At 47.8% G+C, this 23,206-nt stretch carries 26 protein-coding genes; 20 read left to right on the top strand and 6 right to left on the bottom strand.

Annotated features, from left to right (window positions below):
* Window positions 1-13: 13 nt before the first annotated feature.
* Entirely contained in the window at window positions 14-973 is a 960-nt protein-coding gene (locus KOG47_RS10210; protein ID WP_214691241.1) for an HD domain-containing protein, read from the top strand.
* Between the two features lie 51 nt (window positions 974-1,024).
* Here KOG47_RS10210 and KOG47_RS10205 read toward each other — a convergent pair whose 3' ends face one another.
* Window positions 1,025-2,026 carry a peptidylprolyl isomerase gene (locus KOG47_RS10205; protein ID WP_196431491.1) on the bottom strand — a complete coding sequence of 334 codons (1,002 nt, stop codon included), beginning with the start codon at window positions 2,024-2,026 and terminating at the stop codon, window positions 1,025-1,027.
* Between the two features lie 153 nt (window positions 2,027-2,179).
* On the opposite strand from KOG47_RS10205, the gene KOG47_RS10200 reads away from it, so the two are divergent.
* On the top strand, window positions 2,180-2,518 hold the full coding sequence (locus KOG47_RS10200) for a DUF1878 family protein (protein ID WP_235189241.1): 339 nt from the start codon (window positions 2,180-2,182) through the stop codon (window positions 2,516-2,518).
* Here KOG47_RS10200 and KOG47_RS10195 read toward each other — a convergent pair.
* Together KOG47_RS10195 and KOG47_RS10190 are read right to left on the bottom strand one after the other, a co-directional pair.
* Complete coding sequence (locus KOG47_RS10195) at window positions 2,502-3,065, bottom strand: HTH-type transcriptional regulator Hpr (protein ID WP_015880933.1); 564 nt, start codon at window positions 3,063-3,065, stop codon at window positions 2,502-2,504. The two genes, KOG47_RS10200 and KOG47_RS10195, sit on opposite strands and share 17 nt — an antisense overlap.
* Before the next feature lie 61 nt (window positions 3,066-3,126).
* Window positions 3,127-3,483 (bottom strand): hypothetical protein, encoded by a 357-nt coding sequence (locus KOG47_RS10190; protein ID WP_214691240.1) that lies wholly within the window; start codon window positions 3,481-3,483, stop codon window positions 3,127-3,129.
* 168 nt (window positions 3,484-3,651) lie between these two features.
* Here KOG47_RS10190 and KOG47_RS10185 point away from each other — a divergent pair, with 168 nt between their 5' ends.
* Window positions 3,652-3,987, top strand: coding sequence for a hypothetical protein (locus tag KOG47_RS10185; RefSeq protein ID WP_215244165.1), 336 nt, complete (start codon window positions 3,652-3,654; stop codon window positions 3,985-3,987).
* Between the two features lie 32 nt (window positions 3,988-4,019).
* On the opposite strand, the gene KOG47_RS10180 is transcribed toward KOG47_RS10185, so the two are convergent.
* Window positions 4,020-4,448 carry an HIT family protein gene (locus KOG47_RS10180; protein WP_214691239.1) on the bottom strand — a complete coding sequence of 143 codons (429 nt, stop codon included), beginning with the start codon at window positions 4,446-4,448 and terminating at the stop codon, window positions 4,020-4,022.
* 128 nt (window positions 4,449-4,576) lie between these two features.
* Between KOG47_RS10180 and KOG47_RS10175 the strand changes: the two genes are divergently transcribed.
* Complete coding sequence (locus tag KOG47_RS10175) at window positions 4,577-5,626, top strand: hypothetical protein (protein WP_215244164.1); 1,050 nt, start codon at window positions 4,577-4,579, stop codon at window positions 5,624-5,626.
* Between the two features lie 45 nt (window positions 5,627-5,671).
* Here the strand turns inward: KOG47_RS10175 and KOG47_RS10170 are convergent, their stop codons facing one another.
* Window positions 5,672-5,923 (bottom strand): GlsB/YeaQ/YmgE family stress response membrane protein, encoded by a 252-nt coding sequence (locus KOG47_RS10170; protein WP_047795606.1) that lies wholly within the window; start codon window positions 5,921-5,923, stop codon window positions 5,672-5,674.
* Between the two features lie 169 nt (window positions 5,924-6,092).
* Here KOG47_RS10170 and KOG47_RS10165 point away from each other — a divergent pair, with 169 nt between their 5' ends.
* A complete protein-coding gene (locus KOG47_RS10165; RefSeq protein WP_159563614.1) occupies window positions 6,093-6,830 on the top strand; it encodes an ABC transporter ATP-binding protein in 738 nt (245 codons plus the stop codon).
* Window positions 6,827-7,960 carry an ABC transporter permease gene (locus tag KOG47_RS10160; RefSeq protein WP_214691237.1) on the top strand — a complete coding sequence of 378 codons (1,134 nt, stop codon included), beginning with the start codon at window positions 6,827-6,829 and terminating at the stop codon, window positions 7,958-7,960. The genes KOG47_RS10165 and KOG47_RS10160 overlap by 4 nt, the downstream gene beginning before the upstream one ends.
* A 44-nt stretch (window positions 7,961-8,004) precedes the next feature.
* Here KOG47_RS10160 and KOG47_RS10155 read toward each other — a convergent pair whose 3' ends face one another.
* Complete coding sequence (locus tag KOG47_RS10155) at window positions 8,005-9,309, bottom strand: ammonium transporter (protein ID WP_251125220.1); 1,305 nt, start codon at window positions 9,307-9,309, stop codon at window positions 8,005-8,007.
* 120 nt (window positions 9,310-9,429) lie between these two features.
* Between KOG47_RS10155 and KOG47_RS10150 the strand changes: the two genes are divergently transcribed.
* From KOG47_RS10150 to KOG47_RS10085, 14 genes are all read left to right on the top strand, one after another.
* The gene (locus tag KOG47_RS10150) at window positions 9,430-9,735 is read left to right on the top strand and encodes a MerR family transcriptional regulator (protein ID WP_031421197.1); all 306 of its coding nucleotides are present in this window, start codon (window positions 9,430-9,432) and stop codon (window positions 9,733-9,735) included.
* Between the two features lie 116 nt (window positions 9,736-9,851).
* Window positions 9,852-10,901: a uroporphyrinogen decarboxylase gene (hemE, locus tag KOG47_RS10145; RefSeq protein ID WP_015880943.1), complete on the top strand. Its 1,050-nt coding sequence runs from the start codon at window positions 9,852-9,854 to the stop codon at window positions 10,899-10,901.
* Window positions 10,898-11,827 (top strand): ferrochelatase, encoded by a 930-nt coding sequence (gene hemH / locus KOG47_RS10140; protein WP_215244163.1) that lies wholly within the window; start codon window positions 10,898-10,900, stop codon window positions 11,825-11,827. The genes hemE and hemH overlap by 4 nt, the downstream gene beginning before the upstream one ends.
* On the top strand, window positions 11,820-13,205 hold the full coding sequence (gene hemG, locus KOG47_RS10135; protein WP_196431486.1) for a protoporphyrinogen oxidase: 1,386 nt from the start codon (window positions 11,820-11,822) through the stop codon (window positions 13,203-13,205). Before hemH ends, hemG begins: the two co-directional genes overlap by 8 nt.
* Window positions 13,206-13,292: 87 nt before the next feature.
* Window positions 13,293-14,180, top strand: coding sequence for a Cof-type HAD-IIB family hydrolase (locus tag KOG47_RS10130; protein ID WP_215244162.1), 888 nt, complete (start codon window positions 13,293-13,295; stop codon window positions 14,178-14,180).
* 71 nt (window positions 14,181-14,251) lie between these two features.
* Complete coding sequence (gene lplA / locus KOG47_RS10125) at window positions 14,252-15,241, top strand: lipoate--protein ligase (RefSeq protein WP_074037667.1); 990 nt, start codon at window positions 14,252-14,254, stop codon at window positions 15,239-15,241.
* A gap of 146 nt (window positions 15,242-15,387) precedes the next feature.
* On the top strand, window positions 15,388-15,861 hold the full coding sequence (locus KOG47_RS10120) for a hypothetical protein (RefSeq protein ID WP_215244161.1): 474 nt from the start codon (window positions 15,388-15,390) through the stop codon (window positions 15,859-15,861).
* A 100-nt stretch (window positions 15,862-15,961) separates the two neighbouring features.
* A complete protein-coding gene (locus tag KOG47_RS10115; RefSeq protein ID WP_215244160.1) occupies window positions 15,962-17,509 on the top strand; it encodes a long-chain-fatty-acid--CoA ligase in 1,548 nt (515 codons plus the stop codon).
* 90 nt (window positions 17,510-17,599) lie between these two features.
* Window positions 17,600-17,902, top strand: coding sequence for a metal-sensitive transcriptional regulator (locus KOG47_RS10110; RefSeq protein WP_074037664.1), 303 nt, complete (start codon window positions 17,600-17,602; stop codon window positions 17,900-17,902).
* An 11-nt stretch (window positions 17,903-17,913) separates the two neighbouring features.
* Window positions 17,914-20,025 (top strand): heavy metal translocating P-type ATPase, encoded by a 2,112-nt coding sequence (locus tag KOG47_RS10105; RefSeq protein ID WP_214691231.1) that lies wholly within the window; start codon window positions 17,914-17,916, stop codon window positions 20,023-20,025.
* Entirely contained in the window at window positions 20,022-20,228 is a 207-nt protein-coding gene (gene copZ / locus KOG47_RS10100) for a copper chaperone CopZ (protein ID WP_074037662.1), read from the top strand. The genes KOG47_RS10105 and copZ overlap by 4 nt, the downstream gene beginning before the upstream one ends.
* 310 nt (window positions 20,229-20,538) lie before the next feature.
* Window positions 20,539-21,201, top strand: a complete 663-nt coding sequence (locus KOG47_RS10095; protein WP_214691230.1) for a response regulator transcription factor — start codon at window positions 20,539-20,541, stop codon at window positions 21,199-21,201.
* A gap of 26 nt (window positions 21,202-21,227) precedes the next feature.
* The gene (locus KOG47_RS10090; protein WP_251131828.1) at window positions 21,228-22,568 is read left to right on the top strand and encodes a sensor histidine kinase; all 1,341 of its coding nucleotides are present in this window, start codon (window positions 21,228-21,230) and stop codon (window positions 22,566-22,568) included.
* A gap of 127 nt (window positions 22,569-22,695) precedes the next feature.
* Window positions 22,696-23,166, top strand: coding sequence for a competence protein ComK (locus tag KOG47_RS10085; RefSeq protein ID WP_074037660.1), 471 nt, complete (start codon window positions 22,696-22,698; stop codon window positions 23,164-23,166).
* Window positions 23,167-23,206 lie beyond the last annotated feature (40 nt).

Genomic DNA, 23,206 nt, shown 5'->3' with positions numbered 1-23,206 from the left:
AACTTTCGTTAAGATGAAGGTACTGAACAAGAGAGAGGTGCTTTCATTGACGACAAAAATCGGTCAGCTCAAAGTGGGCGACACGCTAGACCAATATGTCATGATCAAACAATCGTATAAGGGACTTGCCGGGAACGGGAAACCTTATTTAACATTAATCCTTTGCGACGAGAGTGGTGAAATCGAAACGAAATTATGGGATAGTGCCGATACCGAGAAGTATGCGACGAAAAAAATCGTCCATGCGGCAGGGGAAGTGATGGACTATCGGGGGCGCACCCAGTTGAAACTAAAACAAATTTCAATCATCGAGCAGGAAATAGACATCGCACCGTACGTCCGATCGGCTCCGATTCCGAAGTCAGAGCTCGAGACGACGATTCGTGGATTCATCACGTCACTTCAACACGATGAGATTCGCCGTCTTGTCGAGGAAGTCGTCAATCGTCATGAAGAGGCATACTTCACGTATCCGGCTGCCGTTCGACATCATCACGCGGTCTATTCGGGACTGGCATTTCATGTGATGTCGATGTTGAAGCTCGCGGATACGATGTGTGAACTGTATCCATCCTTGAATCGTGATCTTTTGATTGCGGGTGTGATTTTGCATGATTTGGCGAAAGTCATCGAATTGTCTGATGCGATTACGCCAGAATACACACTCGAAGGAAAATTACTCGGTCATTTGTCACTTATGGCATCGGAACTTGAAGTTGTGTCACGGGAACTTGGAACGGACCGCGAAGTGACGACATTGTTGCAACATCTCGTCTTAAGCCATCACGGGAAGCCGGAATGGGGATCTGCGAATGCGCCACAATTACCTGAAGCGGAGATGTTATTCTTCATTGATAATATTGATGCGCGCATGAACATGTTTGAGAAAGCGTATGAAGGGGTCGAGCCCGGAATGTTCACGGAGCGTGTCATGGCGCTCGATAACCGTGCTTTCTATCGCCCGAATTTATAACAGGTGACCAACGAAAAAGGGGTACTCCATTGCTGGAGTGCCCCTTTGTGATTACTGTTCAGTTGATTCTGCTGCAGGTTCTTCTGAAGACTCGTCTGCGTTTTTAATCGCTTCTTTAACAGCGTCAAATTGTTGTTCTGCTTTTGCATCTTTTACGTCAACGTTGTATTTTTCAATCAACTCAGCGTAAATTTTGTTCGCATCGACAGAAGCTGATTTTTCAGCTGCCAATTCTTCACGAATACGATCTTTCTCGTCTTCGAGTTTCAAGTCTTTCTCTTTACGGTCTGTCACTTTGATGACATGGAAACCGAACTGAGATTGAACCGGTTCAGAGATTTTACCAACGACATCTTCTTTGAATGCGTACTCTTCGAATTCAGGTACCATCTTACCAGCAGAGAAGAAACCGAGTTCTCCACCTTGTTCTCCTGAACCAGTATCCGTTGATTTTTCTTTCGCAAGTTCAGCGAAGTCTGCACCGTCATTCAACTCTTTGATGATGTCTTGTGCCTCTTCTTCTGTTTCAACGAGGATGTGGCTAGCTTCCACTTCCACGTTCTCTTTTGCGAACTGTGCTTCGATTTCTTCATCGGTCACATCGACAAGTTTCGATTTCGCAGCGTCAACGAGCATCTGTCCGCGAAGCGCTTCTTTAAACTCTTCCGTACCGCTCATGCCGGCTTGTTGAATCGCTTGTTCGAACTCTTCTTCTGAGTTGAACTGTTCTTCTGTCTTGCTGAACTCTTCATCTACTTTTTCTTGGTCGACTTGGTCACCGTATTCTTTTTCAAGAAGTGCATTCATCGTCTCTTGGAATGCGAGTTGTGGTACCATGCGGTCATAGCTCATATCCGCGATTTCACCGCGTGTGATTTCGCCGCCTTTGTATGTGACGACTGCAGAATTATCTGACTCTCCGCCGCCTGCGTTCGTTGCCGCATACGTACCGCCAGCACCGATAATGAGTGCGATTGCAGATGCACCGACGATTGCGCCAGTTGAGAATTTTTTATCTTGCTTTTTTGGTTCGTTCGTCATTCCGTTTGACATGTATTCCACCCCTAATAATTCTTTAAAGTTTCTAAGTCCGACTATATCACATTTTCCTAATCATGACAGCTGTTCTCTTGTCTGTACAGTATCATAGCACACAATCATGTCGTATAATGATGAAATAGAATGTGAAATGATGGGGTGAGGGAAGTGTCACTAGAGGAGAAGGTCGAGCATTTAGCCTATCAGATGAAGATCTTACTCGAGATTGTCGATTGGACAGACCGTCCGTTCGAATATGAGGTGATTCGAGCGAATTTGACGAAACAAGAAGTCGAGTCATTTTATCAATTGCTTGAGGAGATTCGGGCGCAGCAAAACGAGCAATTGCGCTACGGATACACGTCCATAGAACCATTGCTCGTCCATTTTGCAGGTATGTTAGATGTGAGACTTGACGTCAAAACGATTCTTGAGGCATGTGTCCGACAAGGAATCGAGTTAGACGTCACAGAACCACTTTATCGGCAGGTCAGGCTTCTTGACTGAGTTCATCCTCATCAGGGCGTCTGCCTGCCTCTTCTGTGATCATTTTTGACGTTTCCGCAAAGATATCCATAAAGTTATCCCCGTACAAGCGACGCACGATAGCCGTCATATCTGTTAAGTCAGGGAACTTTCCATACAGTTCTTGGAGCGGAAGGGAAGCGCGGAATACGCCGTTCCCTTCTGGGTCGAAGGCGTGAATCGTTTCGAGTAATAACGATTCGCCTTCAGGTGTCAATTGAACGTACGTGTTTCGTTTGTCCGTCTCTTTTTTAGAAAACGTAAGTAATCCACGATCTTCTAACTTCTTCGAGAAGTTGAAAGCAGTCGAGACGTGCATGACGCCATATTTCGCAATTTCTGAAATCGATGCACCGCCTAAAGCGTGGGCAATCCATAAGATATGGTGTTCATTGATATTTAAGTCGAACGGTTTGATCCAGTTTTGCCAGTCTTTTTCGACGGTTTTCCACAAAGCTTTACTCAATTGAATGATTTTGTGGCTATAGAGCATGGCCTCAGGGCCAGTGAATTCTTTTTCGTGTTCCATCTCGATCCATCCTTTCCGGATAAAAAGTCAAATGTAATCGACGGACGATGACCTCAAACACTCACTGTGTTTGATTGACGGTTTTGTCAGTCATAGCAGACTGTACGTTCGAGAGTTCCTGAAGGTTCCCTTGGATGCGCTCGACTGAAGGCTGAATGTCTTGTTGATAGCGTTCGACTTCGGCTTTCACTTGGTCAGTCAATTCTTTTCCTTGCAGTTTTCCTGCGGCGGCAAACTGCGATGCATGTTTCGCCACATTCCCAAATTGTTCTTTTAGCGTAGTGATTGTGGATGCTCGATGTTGTTGAGCAGCGGCATCATTTGCAGTTCCTCGCGCCAATTTCTTCACTGTGGCGACTCCTAAAAATGCTAAAACAAAGCCGAAAGCAATCCAATCTCGACGTTGGCGACTCGACAATTCATTCCCCTCCTCAAGCTCGGATAATCAGAATTACATTCTTTTCATATTATTTTACCAAAAAAGAGTGATTAAAAACCTATATCGCAAATAAAATTTTTCAGAACATTCATTTTTGACCGAAAAATCATTTTATTTTAAAATACAGGTAAAGGAAGGTGATCCTCAGTGGAGAAAGCGAAGCGTTGGGTAGATGACATGCTTGACCTGTATCTCGCTGCGAAACGACTGGGAGATGACACTTGGGCCGAATCCATTATAAATACACTAGAGGCGGGATACGAGGCGTCGAAGCAAACGGAACAGGCACGTGAAGAATCGATGCTAGAAAAGCGGATGCTTGAAATAGATGCCCGTCTAACGAAATTACGAAAAGAATTTGAACAAGCGACATCTGTCAAGACGCGTCAACAGCTATACGAAGTGGCAATTAAGCTTCAGGTCGAGCGTGCGCAATTGGAAGAGGAACGAAAACGCCACCGTGATTCAATCAATCAATCATAAATGAGACCCGTCGTCGACGGGTCTCTGTCTGTTTATACGTGGGCATGAATGTTCGATGCAAGGGTAGTGAGTTCTTCCGACGTGAAGGCGCCGTTTTGCGTGATCCACTGCGCACCAAATCCATCCTCGTGTCCAAAGCGCGGAATCAAATGGATATGGAAGTGGTACACCGTTTGTCCGGCAACTTCTTCGGCATTCGATAAGACGTTCATTCCGATGGCACCCGTTTCACGTTGAATCGCTTTGGCGATGGTCGGGACGCGTTTAAAGACATCTGCCGCCACGTCTTCCGGCAATTCATATACGTTTTTCGCATGATGTTTTGGGATGACGAGCGTGTGTCCTTTCGTCACTTGAGAAAGGTCGAGGAAAGCGACGACCGCTTCGTCTTCATATACCCGATAGGATGGGATTTCTTGTTTTGCAATTTTACAAAAGATACAGGTCGGATCTGTATGCATCTTCATTCCTCCATTCTTAAATGTCGTTTCTGTTCCATCATAACACGGAAGTTCGGGCGCAAGAACGATAGGAAGCGAGATGGATTCCTTCTATAATGAAGATAAGTGAGCGCAAAGGAGGTGAGCACATGCCCTATACGAGAAGTAGAAAAAAAGAGCGGAGTCCGAAAGTCTTTCTTTTGATCTCTAGCTTCACGATTCTAGTTGGAGCCATTGTTTTCTATATATATGCATACAAGCCGGCGGCAGAACAAGATAAAATTCACGTCGCATTCAAAGAGGCCTTATTAGAAGAAGACCGTACCTTTTTTGAGGAGAAAGTCGAATATCTTGGAGAACCTTTATCGAGAGCGGAGGCTCTACGATTCATGGGGTGGTTGAACGATGAAAAGTCCATTCGAGGAGAGGCTATCGCAGAAGTTGCGAAAGACCGAGCCAACCGAACGTCGGGTATGGAGGCGGACGGATTATTTCGTTTGATCGACACGGGGGAAGGACGGTATGGCTTTTCTGACTATCGAATTGAACTACTCCCACAACGGATTGATGTGACCTCGGATGTACCATTGACGAATATTTGGATTGATGGACAACAGGTAGGACGGATTGATGAAGCCGATGATACGTTATCGTTTGAACAGATGCCGGGACAATATGATGTCAAAGCGGTAGCGGTGACAAATGGAGAGACGGTCACGGAAACCGAAACGATTCAATTGATATCTTCTAAATCCATTGAGTATGCCCTTATGCCTGAATCGAACGAAGCCATTGCCGGACAATTTGATTTGAAGAGGGCTGAGTTGATTGAAATTGAAGTGGAGGCGCAAACGGGTCACTCACTCGAAACGGTCGATTCTTTAATTGGGCAGTCGAGTCAGCAAGTTCAAGAAACGCTTGGTGAACCGGCTGGAAAGCGTGAAGGAAAATGGGACTATGAGCGATTGGCTGTCACGTTTAAAGATGAGGAAGTGGAATCGATTCGGGTCGACCTCGATAAACGACCGGATGATTTGATTACCCTCCTCGGTGAACCGAAAGCGAAGTCGGAACACCCACTCGGAACAGAGTGGGATTACGGTCAATCGTTCTTCGAATCATTCTTTACGTTCTTTGGTCTTGAGACCGAGAAACAGTTTATCGAAAAGAACGACGCAATGTATTTACTGATCCAATGAAAAAAGAGGGACATTCCATAATGGAAGCCCCTCCGATACATAATCTTATTTTTTACGCATTGATTTCATAACGAACGATACAATCAAGATTAGGATAATCGCACCGATAAGAGCTGGGATAATCGCGATATCCGCAACGATTGGTCCGAAGTTACCAAAGATAAGTCCACCCAACCATGCACCGATAATCCCCGCAATGATGTTACCAATGATTCCACCTGGTACGTCCTTACCTAAAATTAATCCTGCTAACCAACCGATGATACCCCCGATAATCAAATAAAGAATAAACCCCATCATTCATTTCTCCTTCCTCTTTTTGCCCATTGTTCTTTACAACGATTTTGTGGAACAATGGAAGTATTGATGTTTATTTTAAAATGCCTTACAGTTCAGATTATTCCCATGTGACAACATTTAAAACATATACCACGAAAAAAAGATGAAAATGAAAGGTGTGGTTTTCATGCTGCACGTCGATCGATTGAACGGCGGATATCTCGGTAAACAAGTTTTGCATGACATTTCGTTTGAAGTAAAAAAAGGGGAGCTCGTTGGGTTGATAGGGCTAAATGGAGCTGGAAAATCGACGACGATCAAACACATTTTGGGGTTATTGTCACCCCTCTCCGGAAAAATCGAAATTGATGGTGAGACATTAAATTCTTCTGAAAAGAACTATCGTAAAAAAGTAAGTTACATACCGGAAACACCGATATTGTATGAGACGTTAACCTTGCAAGAACATATTGAATTAATGGGGAAGGCGTACGATGTGAATCCGGAAGAGTTGGCTGCGCGTACGAAACGTTTGGCAAAAGAGATGCGAATGGAAAAACAACTCGCCTGGTTCCCTTCCGTCTTTTCAAAAGGGATGCGTCAAAAAGCGATGATCTTGTGTGCGCTCGTGACGAAAACGCCGCTCTTGATTGTTGATGAACCATTTGTCGGTCTCGACCCACTAGCGATTCGTCAATTGCTTCAGTTGTTTGATGAATATAAACAAGACTGTGCGATTTTAATGTCCACCCATATCCTCGAAACGGCAGAGCGGCACTGCGACCGATTCGTCTTCCTCCATCAAGGAGTCGTCATCGCAAGCGGAACAGCGGCGGAGTTGCGTGACGTGTATCGATTGTCACCTGATGCGACACTTGATGACATATATGTAGAAGCAATCGCGTCGGAGGAACGGTCGTCATGAATCGATTTACAGCAAGGCTCGGGACCTGGATGGAAGAGGTCGTCAAGTACAGTCGCTACGTTGCAAACGGGGGACTGCTGTTCACGCTCTATTTCACCTTGATTTACGGGGCGTTCGTCTACAATAGCTTCTTAGAACGAATCGATGGGACATTCCCCGGGACGTGGATTGCTGCGGCGGTCCTTTTAATCATGCCGCTCGGTCATCGCCCGCGAACATTCGTCCAGGAGGCGGATCAAGTGTTTTTACTTCCAGAGTTAGGAGATATTCGTTCCTATATGATCGGGGTGCGTTTGTTTAATCTTGTTTTTGCTGCACTACGTGGATTGCTCTTCCTGCTCGTTTTACTTCCGCTCCTCGTACGGACAGAGAGTTATTCGAGTATTGAAGTATTATCCTTCGTCGTGACGATGGTCATGTTGTCAGCTGCAGGTCGGTTGGCAAAAGTGGAAGGAGTGCGCGAATGGACAATCCTGCCGTTTGCACTTGGAAGTGGTGTCTTGTTATTGATGAATTGGACACAGTGGGCATGGATCCCCGCATTCGCTCCCTTCATTCTCTTGCATCTGAAGCGTAATGAGCGGATTCCGCTTCTCCATTGGTTGTCACTCGAAGAGAAGAGTCGGGCACAATTTGAACGGGTGATCAGCTGGTTCGTCGATTTGCCGACCTTGAAAGAAGAGGTTCGAGAGCGCCGGCTATTGACTCGGCTTCTAGAAAATCGGGTCCTACGGCGCGTGGACGCTTCACGTTACGTGTACGGACTTCGTATTCTCCGTTCGAACGACTCACTTGATTTAATTCTGCGTTTGACCGTAGTGGCGCTCATTGTCATGTGGATGTCGGGAGGATGGTACGTCGGCTTGGTTACGCCACTCTTTGTAGGCTTGACCGCGTTACAGCTCGTTCCTTTATTTAAACGGTTAGAAGCGATTTCCATTGTTTCCTGGCTACCGATTACACGCGATGAGCGAATCGCAGGGTATTCGTGGTGGGCGATGCGACTGCTCGTCATCCAGTCCGTCGCTCTAGTGATTGCATCTGTCGCTTTCGGTGCCACATGGGATGCGGCGGTCGGGTTGGTCTTGTCTATCTTGGTCACACGCTATTACTTAAGTCGATTAAAATAAAAAGAAGGACATCCTGTGCGGGATGTCCTTCTCACGTGATTAGATTATTTTTTAGGTGACATGACGGATACGCTCGAACCGAGAATCTTCGGGAGGCGTCCTGGTTTCTCAGTTGCTTCTTCGACTTCACCGTATGCTGATACACCATGTTCTGCGATGTCGAGGCCGACATCTTCTTGTTCTTCTGTGACACGGAGTCCGATTGTGACGTCGAGAAGTTTCAAGAAGGCATAACTTCCACCACCGGCGATGACCATCGCGATCAATACACCGAGTGTCTGCACACCGAGCTGTGTCAATCCGCCACCGTAGAAGAGTCCAGCAGAACCGATCCCTGTAATCTCAACGAGTCGAGGAGATGCGAAGAAACCGAGTGCGAGTGTTCCGATGATCCCAGCGACTCCGTGTACGGAGAAGGCGCAGAGCGGGTCATCCACATACTTCGCCATCAAGATGCTCGTTCCGTATGTTGCAACAGATGCGAGTGCACCGATGACGACAGCTGCCCACGGTTCGACGAACGCGCATGCTGCCGTGATGGCAACGAGTGCTCCGAGTACTCCGTTCACGATTGTCGGGATATCTGCCGTCTTCCGATGGAGCATGACGATTGCAAGAGCACCGAGTGCACCGGCTGCTGTGGCGAGCATTGTTGTCAACGCGACGTAACCGAAGAATCCGTCAGCGACCGACATCGTCGAACCGGCGTTGAATCCGAACCAGCAAAGCCAAAGCACGAGTCCACCGACGACCGTCAACACGTGGTTATGACCAGCGAGTGATTCCGTCTTCCGACGTGGTTTCAAGATGATTGTCGCCATGAGCGCTGCCATCCCACCTTGAAGATGAACGACCGCTGATCCGGCGAAGTCTTGCATCCCCATCGATCCAAGCATCCCGCCAGCCCATACTGAGCGAGCGACGATTGGGTAGAGGATGGCAACGAAGAAGATACCGAACAGAACGTAGGCAGAAAGCTTAGCCCGTTCCGCAAATCCACCCCACGCGATGGCAAGGGAAACTGCAACGAATGATAACTGGAATAAGAATTTAATGTCGATGGAGACGTTCGCCCAGTCGAGACTTGTGAATGATCCGCTTAAGAAGAATCCTTCTGTCCCAAACCAAGTCGTCCCGTCACCGAACGAGAGACCGAACCCGACCGCCCAAAAAGCGAGTGCCGCCACAGAGAGGCTGATAATTTGTTTGACCGCGACGTGACCGGCGTTCTTCGCCCGAAGCGTCCCTGTCTCGAGTAATCCGAAACCTAATTGCATCGTCAATACGAGCAATGCAGCGATGAGTACATACAGCGTGTCCATATAATAGAGAATGTCTTCCATGTTCATGCCCTCCTTTTTCTTAGGTGCTTTCCAAAAGTTGACTTCAGTGTAAAACGAAAAATTCATGCTGGATTGCATTTTGTCAGATTATCTGACATAGTTTTTTTATTAAGGAGGCGAGGCTGAATGGACTATAAATCGAAGAAAGTGATCGGGATTGGCGTTGTGACTGAATTGACGGGACTTTCGGAGCGTCAAGTCCGGTATTATGAAGCAAAAGGTCTCGTCTTTCCGGAACGGACAAAAGGTGGTTCACGTAAATATTCTTTCCATGACGTGGAACGTTTGGTCGAAGTGGCGACTAAACTAGAGGATGGATGGCGAATTCAAGATATTAAGGAACGAGAACGACGATTGTCGACAAAACAGCGTGATGATTTGATTCGAGGTCAATTGAATTCTGCCTTCCGAACATTTCCGACAAAAAAATGACACAAAGAAAACACAATGAAAATGCTTCACATTAGCATAATTCTAATTAATTTCTGTATAATGTTTTTGAGTTCACAAACACGAGAATAAAGAGTGTAGGAGAAATTTAGAGGGGAATGACGCGACGTATGAACGATACTATTTTAAAAGCGTTTAAAGGAGAGGCGACAGATTATGTACCTGTATGGTACATGCGCCAAGCCGGACGCTACCAACCGGAATATCGAGAGATTAAAAAGACGAGGTCACTATTCGAGATCACGCATGATCCTGAACTTTGTGCATATGTGACGGAACTTCCGGTGAAACAACTCGGAGTCGACGCGGCCATTCTATATAAAGACATTATGACGCCACTGCCGTCGATGGGAGTCGATGTCGAGATCAAGAGCGGGATTGGACCGGTCATCGATAACCCGTATCGAACGATGGAAGATGTGGAACGCTTAAAACCGTTAAACCCGGAAGATATCTCATACGTCTTCGACACAATCCGTCTACTACGGGAACGACTAGAAGTTCCGCTTATCGGCTTTTCAGGCGCACCGTTCACATTGGCGAGCTATATGATCGAAGGGGGACCGTCGCGGAACTACCATCGTACGAAAGCACTCATGTATGCAGAACCGGATGTATGGAATGCATTGATGGAAAAACTCGGCGACATGGTCATCACGTATGCGAAGGCGCAAGCGGATGCCGGCATTCAAGCGTTCCAATTGTTTGATTCGTGGGTCGGGACGCTCAGTCGCAAAGATTATGCACGTTACATCAAACCGACGACGGAGCGTATTTTTAAAGAACTACGTTCACTCGACATTCCGCTCATCATGCATGGTGTCGGAGCGAGTCATCAAATCGAGGAATGGCACGACCTTCCCCTTGATGTGGTCGGACTTGACTGGCGTCTGTCAGTACAGGAAGCACGGGACCGTGGCATCACAAAGGCGGTTCAAGGAAACTTAGACCCGTCGTTCTTGTTAGCTCCATGGCCGGTCATCGAAGAGAAGGTAAAGGAAATTTTAGATGAAGGAATGAAACAGCCAGGTTACGTCTTCAACTTGGGACATGGGGTGTTCCCTGAAGTCGACCCGGCCGTACTCGTCAAATTGACGGCATTCATTCACGACTACTCACGCGAAAAAATGGGAGGCAACGAATCATGAAAACAGTCGGACTACTTGTCATGGCGTACGGCACACCGTACAAACCGGAAGATATCGAGCGGTATTACACGCACATTCGCTACGGACGCAAACCGTCACCGGAAGCACTTCAAGATTTAACGGAACGCTACGAGGCGATTGGTGGCGTATCTCCACTCGCGAAAATCACAATCGATCAAGCAGAGACGCTTCGTGACATCTTGAACGAGCGTCATGTGGGTGAAATCGAGTTCAAACTGTATATCGGACTAAAACATATCGAACCGTTCGTAGAAGATGCGGTCGCGCAAATGGCGAACGACGGCATCCAAGAGGCGGTATCGGTTGTCTTAGCACCGCATTACTCATCATATAGCGTCAAATCATACAACGGACGTGCCCATGAAGAAGCAGCGAAGTATGGCATCGACATTCGTTCGGTAGAGTCGTGGTATGATGAGCCGAAGTTTATCAAATGGTGGGCGAATGCGATTAACGATACGTATGCGTCATTGCCTGTACCGGCTGAAAAGACATGTCTCATCGTTTCAGCGCATAGTCTTCCTGAGAAAATCTTGGCTGGTGGCGACCCGTATCCGGATCAGTTGAAGGAAACAGCTGATAAAATTGCCATTGAAACAGGCGTCCCGCATTATGAGATTGGTTGGCAGTCAGAAGGAAACACGCCGGACCCATGGATCGGACCGGATGTTCAAGATTTGACGGCTGAACTTTATGAAAAGCATGGCTACGAGGCGTTCGTCTATACGCCGGTTGGCTTTGTTGCAGACCATCTCGAAGTATTGTTCGATAACGACGTCGAGTGTAAGGTTGTCTGTGACCGCCTCGGTGTTCACTACGCACGTCCAGCTATGCCAAATGCAGAGCGAAGCTTCATCGAAGCCATCGCGGATCGAATGGAAAGCGTGATTGTGCATCATGCGTAAATTCACGATTGTCGGTGGTGGGATCACAGGTCTCACCGCCGCTTTTTATGCGGAGCGTTATTTGCCGGAAGACGTGACCATCACGTTGCTCGAGGCGACCGATCGCCTCGGAGGAAAGATTGATACGTATGAGACGGGCGAGTTTGCGGTGGAGCGTGGCCCGGACTCGTATGTCTTTCGAAAGACTGCGATGACGGAATTGATTGAAGACGTCGGCTTAGGCGATGAACTTGTCCGCAATGGAGTCGGTCAGGCTTACGTCCTTCATCATGACGGGCTTCATCCGATTCCGAAGCAGACGGTGATGGGGATCCCGCTCGACGTCAATGCGTTTCGTGAAACGACGTTGCTTTCGGAAGAAGAGCACGAGGACTTGAAACAGATGTTGCTGTCACCACCGAATGTAAAAGCACCTGATTCGGACGTTTCACTCGGTCTGTACCTTCGTGAGCGTGTCGGAGATCCGATTGTCGATCGATTGATTGAACCGTTACTCTCCGGTATCTATGCCGGAGACATCGATCAAATGAGTGCGATGTCGACATTCCCACAGTTCATCGAGGGAGAAAAGAAATACGGGAACTTGTATGAAGGGATGCGACACTTACGTCCTGAACAACGAGTCGCGGAAGTCGGGGCGAAGAAGGTTGGTCAGTTCGCCTCGTTGAAACGTGGACTCAAATCACTGACGGACCGCTTGGCAGAACGGTTGGACCGAACTGAAATCGTATTAAACTGTTCCGTTGAACAAGTATCCGAGCGTGAGGACGGGTACCGCCTCTTCACGAATCGCGGAGATATCGATACGGACCATCTGGTTTTGACGGTCCCACCGCGTCTCATACGTCAGTTCCTCCCGAAAGTCGATAGTGACTTCTTAGCGGATATGAAGCCGCATGCGACGGCGACGTGCTCACTTGTCTTCAAAAAAGAAGATATTGAGCTTCCTTTTGTCGGGACAGGGTTCGTGACGAGTCAAGAAGCAGATGTGACCATTACTGCGTGTACGTTCATCGACCAAAAATGGCCGCATGCGGTGCCTGAAGGATATCACGTTCTTCGTGTCTTTTTAGGGCGCCCCGGGGCAGATGATATCGTTGAAGCATCTGACAAAGAAATCATCGAGACGGCATTACACGATCTTCAAGGCCTGATGCGCATCCATCGTGAGCCGATTCAAACCGTCGTCAGTAGACTCCGTGATGGGCTGCCTCCTTATGCAGTCTTTCATGCGGACCGCGTAAAAGCACTTCGGGCCGAGATGAGCCGGGTATACCCAGGCGTCATTCTCGCAGGAATCGCCTATGACGGAATCGGGATGCCTGACTGTGTGAAGAGTGTACGGGAACAAGTGAAGGCTTTGCGTGAAAAAAATTGAGATTTGATGAAGGGAGGGTTCGGATTGTTCCGAAGCCCTCTCTTTTTGTTATAGTTAAAAGCGAAAGAGAAAAAGGAGTGATGGAAGATGGCAACGTATAAACTTTTTGTATCAGACATGGACGGTACGATTTTGCACAACCACACCAAAATCGCGGATGAGACAGCGGAGATTGTTCGTGAAGCAGAGGCAGCAGGGATTCGCTTTGCGATTGCGACGGGGCGCAACTATATGAATGCGAAACAGATTTTAGACGAGGTCGGACTTTCTTGCCCGATCGTCTCGTCGAATGGGGGACGTGTGCTCGACACGTCGGGAGAAATCCTTCATGAAATCGATTTGACGATTGAAGAGGCACTTCAAGTCATCGATGTCCTTCATCAAGATGACAAGTATACGGACGTTTTTTACGAAATGTACACAGAAGCGGGACTCGTGGCGAGCCGTGGCGATTTGATTGAAGCATCGATGAAAAACTTGAAAGCGAATGGTGACGACCGCTCGCTCGAGATGTACGAATTCTTTAAGAATCGCTACTACGTCAACGAAGACGTCAAAATTGTTGATGACATTGAGAACTTTATCCGAGAAGAAGCGGGACGTGTCTACAAGTTCATCGCTTTCTCGAGCCACCTTGAGAAAATGAACGGACTTTGGAAAGAAATCGAAGACCAAGTCGAAGGGGTGTATGTCACGTCTTCAGGCAATGATAACATCGAAGTGATGGCACACGGTGCAGATAAAGGGAACGGTGTGACAAAACTTGCCGAACATTATGGCATCGATTTATCTGAGGTCGTCGTGATCGGGGATAACTTGAACGATGTTCCGATGTTCAAAGTGGCCGGTAAAGGGATTGCGATGGGCAATAGCCATGAAGACTTGATTGCCATCAGCGACCATGTCACCGAACGCCATGATGAGTATGGTGTGGCGAACGCATTGAAGCGCGTGATGACAGGTGAGTGGAAGTAAAAGATTTGTCGAGGGCTCGTCTCGTTTCGTATAATACGAGTAACGAACATCCGACTAGGAGGAAATAAACTGTGAAATTTATTTTTAATCCGGATATCCGCGACCCGAAGCTCAACTTGGCGGTTGAAGAGTATATCCTTAAACATTTGAACGTAGACCATGAAGATTACTTCTTGTTCTATATCAACGGTCCGTCCATCATCATCGGGAAAAACCAAAACACATCAGAAGAGGTCAATTTGAAGTACATCGAAGAGAACGGCATCGATGTCGTTCGACGTCTCTCTGGTGGGGGTGCTGTTTATCATGATGAAGGGAACTTGAACTTCAGCTTCATCACAAAAGATGATGGTAACTCGTTCAACAACTATAAGAAGTTCACACAACCGATCGTGGATGCGCTTCGTAACCTCGGTGTCGAGGCAGAGCTGACAGGTCGTAACGACATTCAGGTCGGAGAACGCAAAATCAGCGGGAACGCACAATTCACGACGCGTGGACGCATGTTCAGCCACGGGACGCTCATGTTCAACTCGAACATTGAAGAGGTCGTGAACTCACTTAACGTCTCGGAAGAGAAAATGCGTTCAAAAGGAATCAAGTCAGTTCGTAGCCGTGTAGCGAACATCACTGAATTTTTAGAGCGTGAAATGGAGATGGAACATTTCGTCGAAGCGCTTCTCCATTCGATTTATGATGGAGAACAACCGGAACGCTATGTGCTTCGTGACGAGGATTGGGAAATCGTCCATGATATCTCGAAAGAACGCTATGCGAACTGGGACTGGAACTTTGGGAAGTCGCCGAAGTTCGACGTCGAGTCGAAACGTCGTTTCCCAATCGGGACGATTGATGTCCGCTTGAACGTCAACAAAGGGACAATCACAGAAGCGAAGATTTACGGTGACTTCTTCGGTGTCGGTGACATCCAAGATGTCGAGCAAGCGCTCGTTGGGACGCGTTTCGAACGTGCGGCCATCCGTGAGCAATTGATGCAACTCGATTTGAAACATTACTTCGGAAATGTCGAGCTCGAGGAATTAGTCGATTTGATTAGTTAAGTTAGTCATGGCGGTCTCTACGGAGGTCGCCTTTTTTTGGCAGTTTCGTGAACGTTGAACGTACGGATTGCACCTGGATGGGAGAAGGCGTATCATAATTTGTGCAAGCGCTTTCGTAGAGGCTGATCAAAATAGGAGGAATCACAATGTATCGAAGGCTCAGTGAATGGATGGACCCGAGTCGGATGTGGGTGACGGAACAATCGACGTTTGAACGTGCGATTATGGCGGTAGGTCTTGAATTAGAACGAAAAGGCATGGTCAGTTCTTCATTTACGCGAGTCGTTCTCGATCAAGAAACGATCATTCCTTCTGGGGTGAGTGATGTCGCTGTGCCGGTTGCGGTCATTGATGTTCCTATCTCCATAGCGAAACGAGACGGTATTTCCCTTCTTCATCTGCTGAACACGTGTGAAGTAAAAACCATCACGGGAGAGACGATTCAAGCGAAAGCGATATTATTCATTACGGCTACGAATGAATCAAAGAAACAAGGCTATCATAAACTGATTGATGATTTGCTCATGGATGATGAATCCCTTCAAGCGCTCGTACACGTGAAAAGTCGAGCTGGATTGTTCTACTTGCAAGCGAACTTTTTGGAAGCGTTTTCTTATTGAAACATTTCATGTACAATAGAATTAATTGAAAAGAGCGCGGACAACGTGCTCTTTTTTATGGCTCAAAAGTGAATCATCATTCATTTAAAGGGGGATTACCATGGCAAACTTAGTCAAGTCACTACAAGAAGTAGTGATTGCTCACCCGCAGAAAGCAGCGTATGTGTTTGGGGAAGACACGGTGAGTTACGGACAGTTTTATGGGCAAGTCAAGGCGATGGCGTCGACACTTGAGCAAAAAGGAATTGGACAAGGCGATCACGTCGCCCTCGTTCTCGGAAACAGTCCTGCGTTCCTGATTGCATATTTCGCTGTGTTGTCACGTGGAGGGGTCGTCATTCCGATCAACCCTACATACACGCCTGATGAAATGGCCTACATTCTGCTTGATGGGGATGTAAAAGGGATTGTTGGCTTATCACCGCTTGTCGCACAGGCGGAAGCGGCACTCACGAAGTTGCCTCACTTAAAACTCGTGATTTCCGTTCCATATGCCGATGTTCCGGCATTGAAGCGGGAGGGGACGATTGAATTCATCCCATTCGCAGAAGCGTTTGCTGAAACAGAAGGGACGTTCATCGAAGTGGACGAGGATGAAGTTGCCGTCATCCTTTATACGAGTGGGACGACCGGAAAACCGAAAGGAGCTCTCCTCACCCATCGAAACTTGTTCTCGAATGCGCACTCCATCGGGGAATATTTGGACATCACGCCAGAAGATAAGGCATTGGCGGCATTGCCGATGTTCCATGTTTTCTGTTTGACGGTCATCGTCAATGCACCACTCCTCCGAGGGGCGACGATTGTCATTTTACCGAAGTTCTCTCCACAAGATGTGTTCGACTTGGTGCCGAAGCACCGTGTGACGTTGTTTGCCGGAGTGCCGACGATGTACAATTTCTTGTTACAGACGGCAATGAAAGTACCGGCCTACACGTCTGCGTTGAAGCATGTCCGTGTGTTCGTCTCAGGAGGAGCAAGCTTACCAGTTCAATTGCTCGAGTCATTTGAACAGATGTTTGAGTGCAAGATTCTAGAGGGATATGGCTTGTCCGAGGCATCGCCGGTCACTTGCTTCAACCCGCTCCATGGCGAGCGAAAATCCGGGTCGATCGGACCTTCAATCGTTCACGTCGAAAATAAAGTCGTCGACGAGCTTGGGGAAGAAGTCGGCGTCGGTGAAGTCGGAGAGTTGATTGTACGAGGACCGAACGTCATGAAAGGGTATTACAAACTACCGGAAGAAACGATGATGACACTTCGAGACGGATGGCTCTATACAGGCGATTTGGCGCGACGTGACGAAGATGGTTACTTCTATATCGTCGACCGGAAGAAGGATATGGTCATCGTTGGAGGCTATAACGTATACCCTCGTGAGGTAGAGGAAGTATTGTATCAACATCCGGATATCGTCGAAGCTGCCGTCATCGGTGTGCCGGATGCAGAACAAGGGGAAGCGGTGAAGGCATTCGTCGTTACGAGACATGATGGTCTCACGAAAGAAGATATCCGTGCCTACACACAAACGAAATTAGCAAAATACAAGCAACCAACCTATATCGAATTGATTGATGAGCTTCCACGAAATACGACCGGTAAGATTTTACGAACGGTCTTAAAGAGCGAAGCGTTTCAAAATAGTTGAGTAGAGAAGGGCGACTTAGTTCGCTCTTTTTTATTCTTTTCATTTGACACTGTTACGGGGTAGGGGTATATTGGTGGTGAGGTGATCAACATGGAAGAATTTATGCATGACCAACCACTCGTTCCGCGTGATGATGCTGAACGGGAGGCACTCGGGAAACGTCTAAAACGAATCGAAGGACAAGTCCGAGGGATTCAAAAGATGGTCGAGAACGACCGCTATTGTGTCGATATTTTGACACAGACGTCAGCCATTCAGGCCGCTCTGAAGCAAGTCGAGATGCAACTGTTAGAGCGTCATATGCGCAAGTGTTTGGTTCACGCAAGTGAGACGGAAAACATGGAACCTTACATTGATGAATTGATGACAATCGTCAGCCGCATCAAAAAATAAGGAGGGATTTCATGAAAACCGTTGAGTTATCCATACAAGGAATGACCTGTGCGGCTTGTTCGGCACGAATTGAAAAAGTGTTGAACAAAATGGACGGTGTCGAAGCGACGGTCAACCTTCCGCTCGAGACGGCGACCATTCGTGTCGATGAAGGCATTACAGAAGAAGAGCTGATTGCTCGGATTGAGAAAATCGGATACGGAGCCGAGCCGAAAGTGGAAATGGCACCGCCGCATGATCTGCGTCCATTAAAGCGGAAAGTCATCATCTCTGCGCTGTTATCGGCCCCGTTACTCCTCGTCATGTTGACGCATATACCAGGACTCGGATTTCATGCCCCGTGGCTGATGAACCCATGGTGGCAATTCGCCCTTGCGACACCTGTCCAGTTTTGGATCGGGGCACAGTTTTATCAAGGCGCGTATAAGAGCTTGAAGAGCGGGTCGGCGAACATGGACGTGCTCGTCGCGACGGGGACGTCTGCTGCATACTTTTACTCCATCTTTGAAATGATCGTACACCCGATGAATCCACATCTTTACTTTGAGACGAGTGCCGTCCTCATCACACTTGTCTTACTTGGGAAGTGGTTAGAAGGACGAGCGAAAGAGAAGACGACTGATGCGTTGAAATCACTTTTGTCGCTTCAGGCGAAAGAAGCGATTCTGTTTGTCGAGGGTGAAGAACGGTCTGTCGCTGTCGAACTCGTCAAAGTAGGAGACATTCTCGTCGTACGTCCGGGAGAGAAGATTCCGGTCGATGGACGAATCATCGAGGGAGAGACGGTCATTGATGAATCGATGTTGACAGGGGAATCGATTCCAGCAGAAAAGACTGTCGACGCCGAAGTTGTCGGCGGAACAATCAATCAGTCTCATCGCATTCTCATGCGGGCGGAACGAGTCGGGAAAGAGACGATGCTCGCTCAAATCGTACGTGTCGTCGAACAGGCACAAACGGATAAGGCGCCGATTCAACGTCAGGCTGACCGCATCTCGGGTGTCTTCGTACCGATCGTCGTAGCCATCAGTGTTGTCACGTTCGTGGTCTGGGCATTCCTGTTAAATGATATCGATACGGCTATTCGAGCATCAATCGCAGTACTTGTCATCGCATGTCCGTGTGCCCTCGGTTTGGCAACGCCGACATCGATCATGGTTGGAACGGGACGAGCGGCAGAACAAGGTGTATTGTTCAAAGGTGGGGGGCAACTCGAATCACTCAATGAATCAAACATCGTTGTTTTTGATAAGACAGGGACGTTGACGAACGGGAAGCCAGAAGTAGTGGAAACGTTTGGTGACGAGGCAGCGCTCCGACGCGCCGTCATGGCAGAACGACAATCCACACATCCTTTGGCGGCCGCCATCGGTCGGGAAGCAGGCGATGGTGTCGTGACGAAAGTGGAGGAGTTGGCCGGACGAGGTGTTAAAGCGGTTGTGGATGGTAAAGAACTCGTCATCGGGTCCGTTCGAATGATGGAAGAGCTCGGATACAACTTGCCAGATTGGTCGATGGGGGCGATGACCCCGGTCTATGTCGCGGATGAAAGTGGGATTGTTGGGGCGTTCGGGCTACAAGATCAATTGAAACCGAAAAGTCGTGAAATCGTGCAAGCCCTTAACCAAACGCGTGACGTGTATGTATTGACAGGTGACCGGAAAGAAGTCGCCTACGCGATTGCCGACGAACTTGGTCTCCCGCATCGTCAAGTCATTGCCGAAGTCCTTCCTGTCGAGAAGGCGGAGCAGATTGAACGATTGAAACAATCCGGTCGCGTTGCCATGGTAGGGGACGGCATGAACGATGCCCCGGCACTTGCGGTGGCGGACGTTGGGATCGCATTCGGGAGTGGTACGGATGTCGCACTCGAGGCGGCAGATGTTACAATTGTAGGGCAAGACATTGAAGGCGTAAGTCGAGCGATGAATATGAGTCGTTTGACGATGAAGAACATTCGTCAAAACTTGTTCTGGGCCCTTGCCTATAATAGTCTTGGTATCCCGGTCGCTGCAGCAGGGTTACTTGCCCCATGGATTGCTGGAGCGGCGATGGCGTTCAGTTCGGTGTCTGTCGTCTTGAACGCATTACGATTAAAAACACAAGGAGGATCATCATCATGAAAGAAACAACGTTAACCGTAGAAGGTATGACATGTAATCATTGCAAAGCTGCCGTTGAGGGGGCATTGAATGAATTGAACGGTGTCGAATCAGCGACGGTATCTCTCCAAGAGCATCGAGTCGACGTGATCCATCAAGATTCTGTCTCACTTGAGACGATGGTGGAAGCAGTCGAAGAACAAGGATACGATGTAAAAGCATAATCATGGTAAGTCCCGAGTGAAATCGGGACTTTTTTGTGGTATCCAATGGATAAGATGTGTGCTATATTTAAGTTGATAATGAGAATCGGTATCAACGGGAGGCGGACATCATGGAAATGATCATGATCAGTGGAGTGTTGGCGTTGATTAGTGGGGGCGCAGCATTTTTGACGCAACAGTTACGAACAAATTCAGTACGGTGAAGAAGGTGCGGTTTCGTGACCTTCTTTTTTCTTTGACTTCATTTCTTTCCCATCATTTCACGACAATTGTTTGATATGATGAGAAAAAACGTGTTGAGGTGACTTGAATGTATACAATCTACTTAGTCGACGATGAAGCAAACTTAAACAAAATGCTCGTCACGTATCTAGAACAAGAAGGATACAACGTTCGCTCATTTGCGGACGGGACATCTGCACAAGAAGCGATTCCAGACCAACCGGATTTATGGGTGCTCGATATCATGTTGCCGGACCTGGATGGCTTCCAATTATTGAAACAAATCAAAGCCGTCAATGCCAATACGCCGACGATTTTCATCTCGGCGCGCGATGAGGATATCGATAAAATCATCGGGCTTGAGATGGGTTCGGATGATTACATCGCCAAACCTTTCCTTCCGAGGGAACTTGTCATCCGCGTCAAAAAATTGATTGATCGTGTCTATGGTTCGAAATCGAACGAGCATATCGAATACGGGGAGTACACGATTTATCCGGATAAACGTCTAATCAAGCACGGAGAAGAAGAAATCGATTTGACTTCGAAAGAATTCGATTTACTGCTACTCTTCCTCGAGCATCCGGGCTCTGCCTTGTCACGTGAGCAGATTCTAGAAGGTGTTTGGGGGAACGATTACTTCGGATCGGACCGCGTCGTCGATGACTTGGTGCGTCGTGTCCGGAAAAAATTACACCGTCTCGAGCTCGAAACGCTTTACGGTATCGGTTACCGTCTCGTCAGACCATGATGGACGCGCTTAAACCGAAGCGGCTCATGTGGAAGATTTGGGTGCTCATCTTACTCATCATCGTGACGCTCGCGCTCATGATTTTGATTACGGTCCGTTCATCCATCACCCAGTTCATCGATGAACAAGTATATGAGACGTTACGAGATGTGGACTATTATTTAGGGAACACGAATGAGTTAGAGAATTATCCCCAAAACCCGATTGAGTATGACCGACGCCAACAAGAGTCCCGTTCGGTCAACCAATTGATCTTTCTCCCGAACGGACGGATCATCTACGGATCGGCACCGCTTGAATTGACGAACCGCATGTATCAGGAAGCGTTAAATCAAAGTGGTCAGGTTGAACGGTATCAGACCACGATTGACGGAGAGGACGTCTATTACATCATTCGTCAAAATGAATACGATGGAACGATTGTGTATCAAGCCTCCTACGCATGGGATGCCTATCGTCGTGAGTTGGTGTCGACATTATATTTGCGAATATCGATTCTGATAGGTATCATCAGTCTCTTATCGCTTATCCCCGCCTTGTTGATGTCGCGGCAATTGACGAAACCGATCGTGGAGATGGAACGGGCCGTTGAGAAGATTTCGAACCGACAATGGGAGACGGCTTTACCACTAGATCGTCAAGATGAACTCGGCCAATTGGCTCACTCGATTGATGCCATGCGAAAAGAGTTGAAAGAGCAAGACCTGGCACAACAGGCTTTGCTTCAAAACATATCCCATGACTTAAAGACACCGATCATGGTCATTCGTGGATATGCCCAGTCGATTGGGGATGGGATTTATCCGACAGGAGATTTGAAAGGTTCTGCCGAGGTCATTGATGAGGAAGCGTCTCGACTCGAGAAGAAAGTCGTCGATTTGTTGTACGTTACAAAACTTGAATATTTCAAAGGACAAGAAATGAAACTCGAACCAATCAATCTCGACAAGTTGATGGAACTGCTCGTCGCGCGCTTCAAACTCAGAGGCCAGCTCGATTGGGAAATCAATGGAGAAGGCGGCGAGATGCTTGGCGATGGTGAACAGATTCGGGTCGCGTTTGAGAACGTGCTCGACAATGCACTCCGTTACGCGGAATCCTGCATCCGCATCGACCTACGTCAAGATGACGCCGGCGTGGAAATCACCATCTTTAACGATGGGCCACCAGTTGATGAGAGTTTAGACTTGTTCCACCAATTCTCTCGAGGGAAGCAAGGGAAGTTCGGACTCGGTCTGTTCATCGTGCAGCGAATTGTGACGCTTCACACAGGGGAAGTGTCTCTGCGAAATACAGGTGACGGAACTGCAGTGCGATTTTACTTTCCCCGACTCAAGTCGAACCAACCTTTAAAATCGAATGCTTGATTTTCAAAACCAGCCAGGAAACGGCTGGTTTTTTCATGGGAAATAGACGAAAGCCGATTTGCGGGGCGGATCAAATCCTGGTATGAATGACATGTAAGTCACTACATACGTTATGGGGGATGAAAAGATGAGCAGATTGACCAATGAAACGAGAGCTTTAATTCCTGTATTTAACGAGTTTGGCGAAGCGGAGACACTTGTGTATCAACCGGAAGGCGTCATGCGGGTAAAGGGGTCGCCAATCGACTTATTGGAACATGCATGTCTATACTACGGGTCGAGCATTCAAGGTCGAATCGAGGCAGCGCGACACGTCCTCGGACCACATCGAAAGACGCCGGTCGTCATGGATTGGCATGCGGATGCCGTCTTCTTTCCGACGATTGCCAAAGAAAGTCCGGATTGTGCGTGGATTAACTTTCAACACGTGACGGCCATCAAGAGAGATGGTAAAGAGACACTCATTCAGTTTTTGACGGGGGAATCGGTCAAGGTACACGTGTCCGACCATACCGTGTCTAGACAAAAACAGCGGTCAATCGAATTATCGTACGCTTTTCAAAAACGTTTCCATGACAGCACATTGCAACACGCTTAAGGATTGAATTCAATGACAAACCCCTCTATGATGAAGAAGA

The organism is Exiguobacterium sp. s121, assembly GCF_018617245.1.
Taxonomy (GTDB): Bacteria; Bacillota; Bacilli; order Exiguobacteriales; family Exiguobacteriaceae; genus Exiguobacterium; species Exiguobacterium profundum.
The sequence above is the reverse complement of the archived record's forward strand: the minus strand, read 5'-3'. Positions and strand labels throughout refer to the sequence as shown.